This is a genomic window from Catenuloplanes indicus (assembly GCF_030813715.1).
Taxonomy (GTDB): domain Bacteria; phylum Actinomycetota; class Actinomycetes; order Mycobacteriales; family Micromonosporaceae; genus Catenuloplanes; species Catenuloplanes indicus.
The window spans coordinates 7,878,035-7,892,537 of the sequence record NZ_JAUSUZ010000001.1 but is presented as its reverse complement, the minus strand read 5'-3'; the positions used below and the strand labels follow the sequence as shown (position 1 = coordinate 7,892,537).

Below are 14,503 nucleotides of genomic sequence, written 5' to 3'. Positions count from 1 at the left end.
ACGCAGAGTCGCGCAGGCCCAAAGCCGGGCAATCCGGGGTGAATACCCTACGAGACCGCTTGGGGCGCTCCACGGACGATCTCGGTCTCCGTTAGGATCTCCCCGCACGGCGGGGAGAGGGGTTGAGGTGGCCAGTGTCGCTGAGGTTCGCGCCGCTATCGAAGCCGCGATCCAGCAGGTGACCGAGTCCCAGGTGGCGATCAGCGCGGCCAACGAGAAGCTCTCGGAGGCGCAGATGAGTCTGGCGACGGCATGGGACGGCTCCGGCCATCAGGCCACGCAGGCGGCGTACGCGTCGCTCCAGCAGGCCACGGTGGACCTGGAGAACTGCTACACCGCCACGCTCGCCGCGGTGGAACAGGCGCAGACCTACACCGCGACGCTGTAGATCCACGTCATGTCTCTGCTGGAAGAGCTGGGTGCGCGCATCCGCGCCACCAACGACGAGCTCCCGGTCGGGCTGGTCCTCGCCGCACTGGAGCGCCTTCGGGTCGCGTCCGAGCTGCTGGTCTGGGTCCGCCAGGCGTCCTCCCAGCCGATGGGCGTGCCGCAGCTGGCCAACGCCACCGAGCACGCCGAGCACGCCGCGTTCGCGTTGCGCAGCGCGCAGGACGCGATCTCCGAATACCTGGCCGCGATCGGCCTGAGCCACGACGCCACCCGCGGCGCGGACGGCAGCTGGCGGGACGCGGTCGCGTTCGAGGAGCGCGACCGTCCCCAGGAGACACCGCGGACGCCGGACGCGGCGCCGCTCGGCCGCTGGTGGAAGGCGCGCGTCACGGTGCTCACCGGCGGCGAGGCCGGCGAGGAGGAGTCGGCCGGTGCGGCCGGCGGCCCCGGCCGGGCGACGCCGGGCGAGCGCGACAAGCACGACCGGGACGCGGCCACGGACAGCGCGGACCTGCTGCGCCGCGTCGCCGCCTCGGTCGGCTCGGACAGTCCCGGCCGCATGCGCCGCGAGCTGGGCGAGGTCGAGCCGCCGGTCGGGCTGGGCCTGGCCGCGCTCTCCCCCGCGCTGCTGCACCGGCTGACCGCCGACCTGCTCGGCCACGAACCCCGGCCGGAGGACCTGCCCCGGGTCCGCAAGGAGGCCGAACAGCTGCGCGAACTGCTGCCCGGCCTGCCCGCGAACACCATCGACGTGCTCGCCGAGCGGGTCTGCCGCGTCCCACCGGAGCAGCGCAAGTCCCGGGAGAACGACGGCGACGGCACCGAGGAGCGCACCGAGGACGGCCGGCGCCGCAACGAGGCCGAGCGCGCGCACCCGGCGGACGCGGCCGTGGCCGGTGCGGTGCTCACCGGTGTGCTGCTCAAGCGCCTCGGCCGGGACCCCGGCTCGCTGAACGCGGCCGCGCCGGAGACGGTGCCGACCTACCGGGACCCGGACGCCGATGGCTGACTCACGGTCCGGGCTCGCCGGCCAGATCCGCCGGACGCTGTCCTACGCGCTCGGCCGGGCCCGCGGCGACCTGGCCGAGGCGGAACACGAGCTGGACACCGCGCTGGCCCGGCTGGACCGGCTGGCCGCGGTCGCGGACGAGGTGCCGGTCCGGGCCGCCCGGCAGCGCGACGCCCGGCTGGCCGAGATCGACCAGATGTACGCGAACCGGCTCGCGCAGCTGACCCGGGCCGCGGCCGAGGCTGGGGACCGGGAGGCGCCGGGCGCGGCCGGGGACGGCTGGGACGAGTGGAAGCCGACACCGGCCGAGCGCGGGCACGTGGCGCCGGAGCTGCGGATCGGTGCGGTCCGGATCGCGCGGACCGTGCCCGTACCCGCGCTGGTTCCGCTCCTTGATCGGGCACACGTGCACCTGTCGGACCTGCCGGCGGCGGAGGACGCGGCAACCGCACGGCAGATAGGCCCGGGCGACGCCGATCCCGCGCACACCCCCGGCTACGCCGAGACCGGCGACCGGGTGGTCACCACGCTGCTGCTGCGCGCGCTCGGCAGCGCACCGCCTGGCCAGGTGCACATCACCGGGTACGACCCGGAGCAGCTCGGCGGCGGCCTGGCCGGTTTCGCGCCGCTGGCGAACGCGGGACTGCTCACGTTCGTCGGCCCCGGCGGCCTGTCCGCGCTGCTGGACGGCCTGGTCGACCACATCCGCCGGATCAACGAGAAGGTGCTCGCCGGCGCGCACACGTCGCTGCGCGAGCTGGCCGAGACCGAGGGCCGCCGCCCGGAGCCGTGGCGGGTCGCGGTGCTGCTCGGCGCCGGCCGCAAGGACGAGCTGACCCCGCACGAGCAGGCGCAGCTGGAACGCATCGCGCGGACCGGCGTGGCCTGCGGCGTGCACCTGATCGTGCGCGGCCTGCCGGTGCCGTCCGGCCCGTCCGTGGAACGCGTCCGCACCGGCGCGAACGGCCGGGTCCGTGTCGGCGGGCTCGGCGGCCTGCCGGTGGTTCTCGACCCACCGCCTCCGCCGCGCCTGGTCACCGAGACGTCCGCGGCGCTGGCCCGGCGTGCGGCCGAGGGCCCGGCCCCGGTGCGCTTCGGCGATCTGCTGCCGGCCGAGTTCTGGCGCGAGTCGTCCGCGGAGGGCCTGGTCGCTCCGGTCGGCGAGGACGCGCAGGGCCGCCCGGTGCCGGTCACTCTGGCCGACTACCCGCCGCACGCGCTGATCGCCGGCCCGTCCGGCACCGGCAAGACCAACCTGATCTACGCCTGGATGGGCGCGCTCGCCGCCCGTTACTCCCCGTCCGAGCTGGAGTTCTATCTGCTCGACTTCAAGGAGGGGGTGTCCTTCGCCCGGTTCGCGCCCGGCCGCCGCGACCCGAGCTGGCTGCCGCACGTACGCCTGGTCGGCGTGAACGTGAACACCGACCGCGAGTTCGGGCTGGCGCTGCTGCGGTTCCTCGGCGAGGAACTGCGCCGCCGCGCGGACGCGGCCAAGGCGTTCGACGCGACCAAGCTGCCGGAGCTGCGCGCGGAGGACCCGGCCGGGCACTGGCCGCGGATCGTCGCCGTGATCGACGAGTTCCAGGTCCTGCTCAACGGCCGGGACGCGGTGGTCACCGAGTCGGTCAACCTGCTCGACGACCTGGCCCGGCGCGGCCGCTCGCAGGGCATCCACCTGATCCTGGCCAGCCAGGACGTCTCCGGCATCGAGGCGCTGTGGGGCCGGCCGTCGCTGGTCGCCCAGTTCTCGCTCCGGATCGCGCTGCCCAAGGCGCGCAAGGTGCTGCCCGAGCAGAACACGGCCGCGGACACGCTGCCCCGGCACCACGCGATCGTCAACCCGGACTCCGGCGTGCCGGAGGCGAACCAGATCCTGCGCGTGCCACCGGCCGGCGACCGCGAGGCGTGGGGCACGCTGCAACGCGAACTGTGGACGTCCCGGCCGGAGGGGTCGCTGCCGCCGCGGCTGTTCGACGGCGACGCGATCCCGCGGATGGAGACCGCACCGGACTACCTGGCACTGGCCCCGGGCGCGGACCCGGCCGGGCGCCGGTGGTCGGCGGGCGCGCCGGTCGCGCTGCTCGGCGAGGCGATCGACGTGCAGGCCCGGTCCGCGCGGCTGGTGCTCAACCGCGCGCCCGGCCGCAACCTGGCCGTGCTCGGCACGCGCGCGGACGAGGCCTGCGCGGTGCTGAACGCGGCCGCCCGGTCGCTGGCCGCACAGTACCCGGACGGCGGTGCGCGGTTCTCGGTCGCGGTGCTGGACTCGTCCGCCGCGCTGGCCGTGGACGCGCTGCACGGCGTCCTGCCGCCGGACCGGACCGCGGTCTACCACGCGGACAACGTGACCGCGCTGCTCCGCGCGACCGCGGCCGGCCTGGAGGACGACGGCGGCGAACCCCACTTCCTGCTGCTGTACGCGGTGGACGCGGTCACGCCGCGGCTGGCCCGCTCCGGACCCGCCCCGGCGCAGCGGCGCGGCATCATCCCGCCGGTCGGCGCGCACGCGGGGGCGTCCCCGAAACCGGCCGGTCTCGATCAGCCGGCCGCCGCTCCGACCGGTCTGGACGACCTGCGCCGGATCCTGACCGCCGGGCCGGAGCACCACACGCACGTGCTCGGCTGGTGGCGGCAGCCCGGACGGCTCCGCGACGACCTGGGCGGCATCGGCTCGCGGACCGACGCGATCGGCTCCTGGCTGGCGCTGGACGTGCACGGCAGCGAGCTATCCCAGTTCTACCCGGACGGTCGTGGCCCGGCCTGGTACCCGCGGCCGTGGCGCGGGCTGTTCTTCGACCGGGCGGTGCACCGCGTCGCCGAGGCGATCATCCCGTACGGGTGGACCTGATGACGTCCTATCGCGAGCTGATCCGCAGCCTGGCCGGCATCGACGCGGAGGTCGACGCGCACCGGGCCGAGGCACACGAGTGGTACGAGCGGACCGTGGCGAACGCGGAGGCGAAGTATCGCGAGGCCGAGCAGCGCGCCGCCGCCTCCGGTCAGCGCGTGCGCGAGGCGGGCCGGCACGACCAGGACATCGAGATGCGCGTCTACGACGCCTGGGGCGAGACGACCTCGCGGTTCGGCCGGATCGGCGCCCCGCCGGCGCCCGTGCTGCCGCCGGACGGCGACCCGCGCGGTGCCGAGGAATGGCTGATGGAGGCGCAGGCGCAGCTGGCCCGCTCCGGCCGCCGCCCCGGCCTGCCGGAGCAGACCCGCAACATCCTGGCCGGGCTCGGCGTGCTCGGCGGCGTGCTGGCCGGGCTGGCCGGCTTCGGCGTGCGCGCGGCCGGCGACTCGGTCGGCGGTGACCTCGCGGTGGTGCTGCCGGTGCTGGCGCTGCTGCTCACGCTGGCGCTCGGCCCGATCATCGCGCTGCTGGCCGCGAAGGTCTACGCGGACCGGCGCGGCGCGGTGCTGGAGTCCGGCGCGGTGTCCGTCCTGGTGGTCTCCGCGCTGATCACCGCGGGCCTGGCGATCGTGGTGCAGAACGTCTGACGCGTACCGTGGCGGTCATGGGATTTGCCGAGGCGCTGGCCGCCGGGCCGCTCGTGCTGGACGGCGGGCTCGCCACGCAGCTGGAGGCGGACGGCGCGGACCTGTCCGGCGCGCTGTGGTCGGCCCGCCTGCTGCGCGACGACCCCGCCGCGATCGTCGCCGCGCACGCCGCCTACCTGCGCGCCGGCGCCCAGGTGCTGACCACCGCGAGCTATCAGGCCACGCTGCCCGGTTTCGCCGCCGCCGGGATTCCCGCAACCGAGGCGGCCGCGTTGCTGCGGCGCAGCGTCCGGCTGGCCCGGGAGGCCGCGCGGGGCCGCGCATGGGTGGCCGCGTCCGCCGGCCCGTACGGCGCGATGCTCGCGGACGGCTCCGAGTACCGCGGGAACTACGGGCTGAGCGTGCGCGAGCTGACCGCGTTCCACCGCCCGCGGCTGGAGATCCTCGCCGAGGCCGCCCCGGACGTGCTCGCGCTGGAGACCGTCCCGGACCTCCGCGAGGCCGAGGCACTGCTGACCGCGCTGGACGGCCTGGGCGTACCCGCGTGGCTGTCCTTCACCGCCGACGGCTCCCGCACCCGAGCCGGCCAGCCGCTCGAGGAAGCCTTCGCCCTGGTCACCGGCCTCGACACGATCGTCGCGGTCGGCGTGAACTGCTGCGAGCCGGCCGACGCGGCTGCGGCCGTCCCACTGGCCCGCCACGCGAGCGGCGGAAAGCCCGTGGTGGTCTACCCGAACAGCGGCGAGACCTGGGACGCGGTCACCCGCTCCTGGGCCGGGAACCCGCACCCGCCCGCGGTCCCGGACGGTGCCGCGCTCGTCGGTGGCTGCTGCCGGGTCGGCCCGCCGGCCATCGCGGCGATCGCGGACTCGGTACGGGCACGGTCGCGGTAGCCGGAACGGGGTCGGCCGAACAGTGGGCATCCGGGGCGTGACAGCGGCCAATACGCTGCGTGGGTGGCCACCTCACGCCGCCTGCCCGTCGATGCGCTCCCACACGGGTCCGGGCTGAGTCTGCACAGCGTGCGGGATCTGCAGTACCGGGAGTGGTCCCGGCTCGGCTGGTCCTGTGACGGGCGGTTGCTGTCCGCGATCGGGCAGGATCTCGGGTTGTGCCTGTGGCTGGTGCCGGCCGTGCTCGGGCCGGAGTCGCACGTGGCGGAGCGGCCGGTGGCGCGGCAGACGCTGCTGCGGGCCTACCGGTGGTCGCCGGTGGCGAACCGGGAGATGGCCGTGGTCAGTTCCGGCCGGGTGACCATGCTGGACGTGCAGACGAACCGGGAGCGGTGGGACCAGAGCCTGCCGGACCGGGGTACGCACCACGCGGTGACGATCTCGCCGGACGGGCACCGGGTCGCGGCCGCCGCGGGGCACTCGGTGACCATGGTGGACAGCGCGACCGGCCGGGTCCGCTCGTCGTTCCGGGTGTCGCCGCACACCGAGGGACTGTCCTGGTCGCCGCGCGGCCGGACGCTGGCCAGCCGGCACCGGGACGGGCCGGGCGCGGTGCTGCTGCACCCGGCCGGTGCGCCGGAGCAGGCCACGACGCTGCACGCCGGTCCGGCCGACGCGATGATCTGGATGCCGAACGGCGTGGAGGTGTGCCTGGCCCTGGACGCGACGATCGGCGTCGCGAACGGTCACACCGGCACGATGCTGTCCCGGGCCGAGGGGCACACCGCACCGGTGATCGGGCTGGCGGTGTCCGCGGACGGGAGCCTGCTCGCGTCCGAGTCGGAGGACGGCGAGCTGCGGCTGTGGCGTACCGATTCGCTGGAGTGCCTGGCCGTGGTGGACCTGGCCGGTGGCGGCGAGGAGTCGGCCGGCGGGCTGGCGTTCCACCCGGAGCGGCCGCTGCTGGCGTTCCGCAGCCACCGCAACCGGCGGCTGAACCTGCTGGAGCTGGACGTGGAGCGGCTGTACGACGCGCCGCGGCAGGACGCGTCGCGCTACCGGAACGCGAAGGTGGTGCTGCTCGGCGACACCGGCGTGGGCAAGTCCGGGCTGGGGCTGGTGCTGTCCGGGCAGCCGTACCGGGCGACCGACTCCACGCACGGGCGGCAGGTGTGGCGGTTCAGCGAGGAGACCGCGGCGCAGCCGGACGGCGGCATCGAGACGCGCGAGGTGCTGCTCTGGGACCTGGCCGGACAGCCCGGCTACCGTCTGGTGCACCAGTTGCACCTGGCCGAGGCCGCGGTCGCGCTGATCGTGTTCGACGCACGCAGCGAGGTGGACCCGTTCTCCGGCGTGCGCTACTGGGCCCGGGCGCTGCGGCACGGCCGCCGGCCGGTGCACACGCTGCTGGTCTCCGCGCGCGAGGACCGCGGCGGCCCGCAGGTCAGCCGCGCCCGGATCAACGAGCTGGTCACCGAGCTGAAACTGGACGGGTACGCGGAGACCAGCGCGCGCGAGCTGCGTGGCGTCGCGGACCTGTCCCGCGTGATCGAGGGCGCGATCGACTGGTCCGCGCAGCCGCAGTCGATCTCCACCCGGCTGTTCGAGACGATCAAACGGTTCCTGATCGACGAGAAGGCGGACGGGCATGCGCTGTCCCGCGCCGACGAGCTGTTCCGGCTGTTCCAGGCACGGCACCGGGAGCTGGCCGGTGAGCCGGAGCTGCGCGCCGGGTTCGACACCTGCGCGGGCCTGCTGGAGAGCCGGGACCTGATCCGCCGGTTCACCTTCGGCGGGTACGTGCTGCTGCGCCCGGAGCTGCTCGACGGGTACGCGTCCGCGCTGATCAACGCGGCCCGCGCGCAGCCGGACGGGCTCGGCTACCTGGCCGAGGAGGAGGCGCTGGCCGGCCGGTTCCCGATACCGGAGGAGACCCGGCTGGCCGAGCCGGGCGAGGAACGGCTGCTGCTGATCGCCATGGTGGAGGAGCTGCTGCAGCACGACCTGGCGCTGCGCGAGCCGAACGACGGCGGCGTGGACCTGGTGTTCCCGTCACAGCTGACCCGGGACCGGCCGGACGCGCCCTACCTGGGCCCGGCGGACGTGGAGTTCCGTTTCGAGGGCGCGCTGCAGAACGTGTACGCCACGCTCGCGGTCCGGCTCTCGCACGCGGCCACGTTCGTCACGCACGAGCTGTGGCGCAACGCGGCCGTCTACGTGACCCGGGCGGAGGGCCGGTGCGGGTTCCGGCTGACCGAGCCGGACGAGGGCGTGGGCCGGCTGGAGCTGTGCTACGCGCCCGGCACGGCCGAGGAGACCCGGCAGATCTTCGAGGACTACGTGGCCGACCACCTGGCCAAGCGCGCGCTGCCGGACACCGTGGTCCGCCGCCGCGTGTTCACCTGCCCGCGCCCGGAGTGCGGCTACCAGCTGGACGAGGAGCTGGCCCGCCGCCGGCTGGCCCGCGGCGACGCCGCGATGGAGTGCCCGGCCTGCCTGTCCGGTGAGATCTCGCTGCGCGAGCGGGACCGGGCGGTGCCGGCGGTGGCGGACGAGGTGTCCGCGATGAACGCGAGCGCGGACCTGCGGCGCCGCCGGGAGACCGCGACCGCGACGGTCCGTGGCAAGCGCGCGGTCGGCGACTTCGACGTGTACCTGGCGTACCAGGCGGCCGACCGCGGCACCGTGGAGCGCCTGCGCCAGCAGCTGCTGGACGAGGGCCTGCTGCCGTGGATGCACGGCGAGGAGACCGGCGCCGGCCCGGACGAGCGCGCCCGGATCGGCGTGGTGGTCATGGTACTCGGCGCGCACGGCGGCCCCTGGGACGACGAGTCCCAGCTGGCGACCGTGAACGAGTTCATCGCGCGCGGGGTCCGCTTCGTCCCGGTGGTGCTGCCGGCCAAGGCGGAGGAGCCGCAGCTGCCGCCGTTCCTGCGCGACGTGCCGATGGTCGACTTCCGGGTCGCCGAGCCGGACCCGGTGCGCCGCCTGATCTGGCGGATCACACGCGAGCACCGGCGCGGCGACTGACCGCCGCTCAACGGCCCCGCAGCTGCTCCTGGAGCCAGCGGAAACTGGTCTTCGGCGTACGGGTGCCGGTCGGGTAGTCGATGTGGACCAGGCCGAAGCGGGGGCCGTAGCCGCGCGCCCACTCGAAGTTGTCGATCAGCGACCAGTAGAAGTAACCGCGCACGTCCACGCCCGCGTCCATCGCCTCGCGCACCGCGGCCAGGTGGCCCGCGACGAAGTCGATCCGCTCCGGGTCCGGCACCGGCCCGGGGGCCAGCTCGGCCCGGCCGTTCTCGGTCACGTAGACCGGCGGCAGCGCGGGGAAGCGGCCGGCCAGGCCGGTGAGCGTGGCGCGCAGGCCCTCCGGCTCGATCGGCCAGCCGAGGTCGGTGACCGGCACACCCTCCGGCTTGAACGTGCGGACCCCGATGTCGTAGGCGGAGCGCTTCGCCGGGTCCGGTTCCGCGAACGGCGCGTCGGCCACGTGAATGCGGTAGTAGTAGTTGACGCCGAGGAAGTCCAGCGGTGCGGAGATGATCTTCAGGTCGCCGTCCCGCCGGAAGCCGAAGTCGGTCACGCCGGCGTAGAGGTCGGTCAGGCCCGCCGGGTACTCACCGGCCAGCACCGGGTCGGTGAACTGGCGGTTGACCAGCAGGTCCTGCCGGTCGGCCGCGGCCCGGTCGGCCTCGCTGTCACTGGCCGGGACCGCGGGCGACAGGTTGAGCGTGATGCCGACGCGCGCGTCCGGGCGGCGCTCGCGGAGCACCCGGGTGGCGAGGCCGTGGCCGAGCAGCAGGTGGTGCACGGCCGCGAGCGCGCCGTGGCCCTCGCGCGTGCCGGGCGCGTGGCGGCCCTCCGCGTACCCGGTGATGCTGGTGCAGTACGGCTCGTTGAGCGTGATCCAGTCCTGCACCCGGTCGCCGAGCGCGTCCGCGATCACGCCGGTGTACTCCGCGAACCGTTCCGCGGTGTCCCGCGACCGCCAGCCGCCCAGGTCCTCCAGCGCCTGCGGCAGGTCCCAGTGGTAGAGCGTGACGAACGGGCGGATGCCGCGCTCGCCCAGCCGGTCGGCGAGCCGCCGGTAGAAGTCCAGCCCGGCCTGGTTGACCGGCCCGCTGCCGGTGGGCAGGACCCGGGACCAGGAGATCGAGAAACGGTACGCGTCCGCGCCCAGCTCGCCGAGCAGGTCCACGTCCTCGGCCCAGCGGTGGTAGTGGTCGCACGCCACGTCGCCGTTGCTGCCGTCCGCGATGGCGCCGGGCACGCGGGTGAACGTGTCCCAGATCGACGGCCCGCGCCCGTCCTCCGCGGCACCGCCCTCGATCTGGTAAGCGGCCGTCGCGGTGCCCCAGACGAAGCCGGCCGGCACGTCCGGCAGCCTCGGCTTTTCACGCTCATCTATCTCGATCAGACTCATGGCACGATGGTACGCTGCCTGAAACCGGTTACATAGCCCCGTGTGGTGAGGTGGCGTCATGGCGACGATCCGCGAACTGGCCCGGCACTGCGGCGTCTCGGTGGCCACGGTGTCCCGCGTGTTCAACACGCCGGAGGTGGTCAGCCGCGAGACCCGGCAGCGCGTCGAGGCCGCGGCCGCGGAGATCGGCTACCTGCCGAACGAGTCCGCGCGCACGCTCGCCACCAAGAAGTCGAACATGATCGGCCTGGTCTGGGACACCGACCACCGGCGCAGCGGCTGGCGACACCCGTTCCTCCAGGAGATCCTGGTCGCGCTGAAGACCGCGCTCTCCGCACAGGGGCTGCACCTGCTGCTGCTCGCCACCGGCGCGGACGAGCCGGACCGGCACCTGCGGGCGGTACGGCGGCACAACCTGGACGGCGTGGTCCTGATCGACAACGGCAGCCGGGACCCGGCCGTGCTCGGGCTGGCCGAGGCCGGCATCCCGTGCGTGGCGCTGGACCTGCCGCTGACCGGGCCGTGCTGCACGTACGTCACGTCCGACAACGCCGGCGGCGCCGGTCAAGCCGCCGACCACCTGGTGACACGCGGCCACCGCCGGATAGCCACCATCACCGGGCCGGCCCGCACCGGGCCGGGCGCCGAACGGCTGGCCGGTTTCCGCGCCGCGCTGGCCGCGCACGACGTCGCGCTGCCGCCGGAGTACGTGGTGGAGGGCGACTTCTACCTGGACAGCGGCCGGGCCGCCATGCACCGGCTGCTGTCGCTCGGCACGCCGCCGACCGCGGTCTTCGCGGCCGGTGACGAGATGGCGATCGGCGCGCTCCAGGCCGCCACCGCGGCCGGCCGGCGCACCCCGGACGACATCGCGATCGTCGGCTTCGACGACATCGAGCTGGCCGCGCTCATCCCGCCCGGCCTCACCACGGTCGCCCAGGACCGCACCGGCTTCGGCACCGCCGCCGCCGAGGCGCTGATCGCCATGATCCGGGCCGCCCCGGAAGTCCCCGCGCCGCCACCGATCGTCCTGCCCACCACGCTGACCGCCCGCGGCACCGCCTGAGCGCAGGCCGCTGTCACCGCGGCCGGCCCCGGCCGCCACGGATCGGTCTGCCGGACCACCGCGAGACCGGCAGGGAGGAGCGCCGGCGACGACCGGTGCCCGCGGGAGCAGGCGGGCAGCACCGCGCCGGAAGCGGGAAGAAAGGTTTCTGGATCCTCCCCTGGGGAGGAAGTCAGGGCCGCGGTACAGGTAATCATCAGGTTCGGCGGGCACGATGGTGCGCATGATGATCCGGCCGATCTCCCCGGCGAAGCTGGTGGAGGAGCTCGCTGACCGCCTCGCGGCGGACGCGCCCGGCAGCCGCCTGCGCGTCGCCGTGGACGGTGCGGCACCGGCCGGGCCGGACGCGCTGGCGGCGGCGCTGGTCGATCCGCTGCGGGTGCGGGGCCGGGCGGCGGTGCACGTGCCCGCGAGCGGGTTCCTGCGGCCGGCGTCGCTGCGGTTCGAGTTCGGCCGGCACAATCCGGACGCGTTCTACGAGAGCTGGCTGGACGAGACCGGGCTGATGCGCGAGGTGCTGGACCCGGCCGAGCCCGGCCGGATCCTGCCGTCGCTGTGGGACCCGGTCACCGACCGGGCCACCCGCGCGCCCTACCGGCAGCTCCCGGCGGACGGGATCGTGCTGGTCAGCGGCCAGTTCCTGCTCGGCGGGCTGCTCGCGTTCGACGTGGCCGTGCATCTGACCCAGTCCGCCGCGGCACTCGCGCGGCGGACCCCCGAGAGTGAGCTGTGGACGGTGCCGGCGTTCGCTCGTTATGACGACGAGGTCGCACCCGCCACGTTCGCCGACGTCGTTGTCCGGATGGACGATCCCCGGCACCCCGCCCTGGTCGAAAATGCGTGATCTTTCCCGGGGAGATCCGGTTTGGAGGACGATTACGCGGGGTACCTGGCCGACCTCACAACAGCGACGGCATGCGGGCTCCTCGTGCGGGGGACGAAGGCCGAGGCGACACACCGACCCACAGAGAAAGCAAGAGGGGGGACCATGCTCGTCAACAGCGTCATGACCGGTGGCACCAAGACCGCGCGGCCGGAGCACGAGACCGACCAGATCCGGCAGAGCCTCCAGGACCGCTTCAACGAGCTCGCCGCGGAGTACGAGACCGCGCTGGCCGACAGCCAGGCGCTGCGTCTCGCGGAGATGGACGACGCGGCCGGCGACGACAGCGCGGACAGCGGCACCAAGGTCGCCGAGCGGGAGGCCGCGGCGCTGCTGCTGCAGACCGTGCTGGACCGCCGTGACCAGTTCGCCCGCGCGCTGGAGTCGCTGGACGCCGGCACGTACGGCTACTGCGAGTCGTGCACCAAGCCGATCGCGGTGGAGCGACTGGCCATCTTCCCGTCCGCCACCACCTGCGTCGCCTGCAAGAGCAACCGCGAGCGCCGCTCGTTCTGACGGTCGTGCAGTGCGAAGGCCCCGGGCGTTCGCCCGGGGCCTTAAAACTGTCCGCGGCCGGTCAGGCCGGCACGCGCGGTGCGCTGCACGCGGCGACGATCTCGCCCAGCACCCGCTCCGCGTCGTCGTGCGGCACCTGGCAGGTCCCGGCCGCGAGGTGGCCACCGCCGCCGTAGCGCAGGCAGATCTCGCCCACGTCCACCGGCGAGCTGCGGTCCACGATCGACTTGCCGACCGCGAACACGGTGTTCAGCTTCTGCCGCCCCCAGATCACGTGCACGGAGACGCGGGCCTCCGGGAAGAGCGCGTAGACCATGAACCGGTTGCCCGCGTGGATGATCTCCTCGTCCCGCAGGTCCACCACGACCACGTCGTTGCGCAGCGTGGTGACCCGCTTCAGCTGCGCCACGAACAGCTCCGACTGGTCCCGGTAGAGCCGCACCCGCTCGGCCACGTCCGGCAGCGCCAGGATCTGCTCCACGTCCTGGTGGTGCAGGCACGCGTCGATCAGCTGCATCATCAGCTGGTAGTTCGAGATCCGGAAGTTCTGGAACCGGCCGAGCCCGGTGCGGCTGTCCATCAGGTAGTTCAGCAGCGTCCAGCCGGACGGCCGGAGGATCTCCTCCACGCTGTACGCGGCCGAGTCCGCCTTGTCGACCGCGTCCATCAGGTCGAAGGACAGATCCGGGAAGCGCGCCACCCCGCCGTAGTAGTCGTAGACCACGCGCGCGGCCGACGGCGCGCTCGCGTCGATGACGTGGTTGTCCGGCTTGCCCTCGACCCGCAGCGTCTCCGAGTGGTGGTGGTCGAAGACCAGGTGCGCCTGCGGTGCGTACGGCAGGTTGGTCAGGATGTCCGTCGGCCGGATGTCCACGACGCCGTCCTGCACGTCCTTGGGGTGCACGAAGAGCACATCGTCGATCATGTCCAGCCGGCGCAGCAACACCGCGCAGACCAGGCCGTCGAAGTCGCTCCGGGTCACCAGCCGATGCTTCACGTGGTCCCCTCCGGGCCGTTCGCGGTATCCACCGCACGTCCCATCGGCCCGCTCAGGCGCGGGCTGAGCCTTTCGGCGCCTTTCTGCTGGCTCGCGCCGCGGCCCGGGCCGCCGTCATCGCGTCGCCGACCGCGGCGCCGCCCTGGTCGTTGTTCAGGAACAGATAGGCGTCCCCGTCCCCGAATGTCTCGGTCAGCCGCCGCACCCAGGACGTCAGCGCGTCCCGCCCGTAGTGCGGCCACGGCGCCGCCCGTCCCTCGTGCAGGCGCAGATAGCCGAAGTCCGCGGTCCGCCAGCGCGGCGTCAGCGGCCGGCTGCGACGGTCCGCCCAGCACAGCGCCGCACCGTGCCGCTCCAGCAGCCGCCGCGTCTCCGGCGTCCACCAGCTCGGGTGCCGCGGTTCCACCGCCACCCGCACGCCGCGCGGGAACTGCCGCAGCGTCTCGTCCAGCGCGTCGTGCTCGGCCCGCAGCGTCGGCGGCAGTTGCAGCAGCACCGGGCCGAGCTTCTCGCCGAGCGCCTCCGCCCGCCCCATGAACCGCGCCACCGGCTCGGCCGGCTCGCGCAGCCGCTTCACGTGCGTCAGGTACCGGCTCATCTTCACCGCCACCCGGAAATCCCGCGGCGTGCGAGCCCGCCAGTCCGCGAACGTCTCCCGCTCCGGCAGCCGGTAGAACGCGCCGTTCGCCTCGACCGCGCCGAACCGCTCCGCGTAGTGCTCCAGCCACAGCCGCTGCGGCAGCCGCATCGGATAGAACCGGCCCCGCCAGTCCTTGTACTGCCACCCGGACGTCCCGACGACGATCACCTTCGGTGATTACCCAC

The 14,503-nt window shown here is 74.3% G+C and carries 12 protein-coding genes; 9 read left to right on the top strand and 3 right to left on the bottom strand.

Features of this window, described 5'->3' with window-relative positions; all coding sequences use genetic code 11:
* Nucleotides 1–127 precede the first annotated feature (127 nt).
* The 6 genes from J2S42_RS35220 (at nucleotide 128) to J2S42_RS35195 (ending at nucleotide 8,820) form a co-directional block, all read left to right on the top strand.
* Nucleotides 128–388: a hypothetical protein gene (locus tag J2S42_RS35220; RefSeq protein WP_306831782.1), complete on the top strand. Its 261-nt coding sequence runs from the start codon at nucleotides 128–130 to the stop codon at nucleotides 386–388.
* Nucleotides 389–397: 9 nt separating this feature from the next.
* Nucleotides 398–1,399 (top strand): hypothetical protein, encoded by a 1,002-nt coding sequence (locus J2S42_RS35215; protein WP_307246297.1) that lies wholly within the window; start codon nucleotides 398–400, stop codon nucleotides 1,397–1,399.
* Nucleotides 1,392–4,247, top strand: a complete 2,856-nt coding sequence (locus J2S42_RS35210) for an FtsK/SpoIIIE domain-containing protein (protein WP_307246296.1) — start codon at nucleotides 1,392–1,394, stop codon at nucleotides 4,245–4,247. Before J2S42_RS35215 ends, J2S42_RS35210 begins: the two co-directional genes overlap by 8 nt.
* Entirely contained in the window at nucleotides 4,247–4,897 is a 651-nt protein-coding gene (locus J2S42_RS35205; RefSeq protein ID WP_307246294.1) for a hypothetical protein, read from the top strand. Before J2S42_RS35210 ends, J2S42_RS35205 begins: the two co-directional genes overlap by 1 nt.
* Nucleotides 4,898–4,914: 17 nt before the next feature.
* Nucleotides 4,915–5,790 carry a homocysteine S-methyltransferase gene (gene mmuM / locus J2S42_RS35200; RefSeq protein ID WP_307246292.1) on the top strand — a complete coding sequence of 292 codons (876 nt, stop codon included), beginning with the start codon at nucleotides 4,915–4,917 and terminating at the stop codon, nucleotides 5,788–5,790.
* 129 nt (nucleotides 5,791–5,919) lie between these two features.
* Nucleotides 5,920–8,820, top strand: a complete 2,901-nt coding sequence (locus J2S42_RS35195; protein WP_307246290.1) for a TIR domain-containing protein — start codon at nucleotides 5,920–5,922, stop codon at nucleotides 8,818–8,820.
* Nucleotides 8,821–8,827: 7 nt separating this feature from the next.
* On the opposite strand, the gene J2S42_RS35190 is transcribed toward J2S42_RS35195, so the two are convergent.
* Nucleotides 8,828–10,216 carry a GH1 family beta-glucosidase gene (locus tag J2S42_RS35190; RefSeq protein WP_307246288.1) on the bottom strand — a complete coding sequence of 463 codons (1,389 nt, stop codon included), beginning with the start codon at nucleotides 10,214–10,216 and terminating at the stop codon, nucleotides 8,828–8,830.
* Between the two features lie 58 nt (nucleotides 10,217–10,274).
* Between J2S42_RS35190 and J2S42_RS35185 the strand changes: the two genes are divergently transcribed.
* From J2S42_RS35185 to J2S42_RS35175, 3 genes are all read left to right on the top strand, one after another.
* Nucleotides 10,275–11,282, top strand: coding sequence for a LacI family DNA-binding transcriptional regulator (locus J2S42_RS35185; protein ID WP_307246286.1), 1,008 nt, complete (start codon nucleotides 10,275–10,277; stop codon nucleotides 11,280–11,282).
* Nucleotides 11,283–11,505: 223 nt separating this feature from the next.
* Nucleotides 11,506–12,126 (top strand): nucleoside/nucleotide kinase family protein, encoded by a 621-nt coding sequence (locus J2S42_RS35180; protein WP_307246284.1) that lies wholly within the window; start codon nucleotides 11,506–11,508, stop codon nucleotides 12,124–12,126.
* A gap of 144 nt (nucleotides 12,127–12,270) precedes the next feature.
* Nucleotides 12,271–12,681 carry a TraR/DksA family transcriptional regulator gene (locus J2S42_RS35175; RefSeq protein WP_307246282.1) on the top strand — a complete coding sequence of 137 codons (411 nt, stop codon included), beginning with the start codon at nucleotides 12,271–12,273 and terminating at the stop codon, nucleotides 12,679–12,681.
* Between the two features lie 61 nt (nucleotides 12,682–12,742).
* On the opposite strand, the gene J2S42_RS35170 is transcribed toward J2S42_RS35175, so the two are convergent.
* Together J2S42_RS35170 and J2S42_RS35165 are read right to left on the bottom strand one after the other, a co-directional pair.
* Nucleotides 12,743–13,678, bottom strand: a complete 936-nt coding sequence (locus J2S42_RS35170) for a DHH family phosphoesterase (protein WP_307246280.1) — start codon at nucleotides 13,676–13,678, stop codon at nucleotides 12,743–12,745.
* Nucleotides 13,679–13,730: 52 nt separating this feature from the next.
* Nucleotides 13,731–14,486, bottom strand: a complete 756-nt coding sequence (locus J2S42_RS35165) for a DUF72 domain-containing protein (protein ID WP_307246278.1) — start codon at nucleotides 14,484–14,486, stop codon at nucleotides 13,731–13,733.
* Nucleotides 14,487–14,503: the final 17 nt, after the last annotated feature.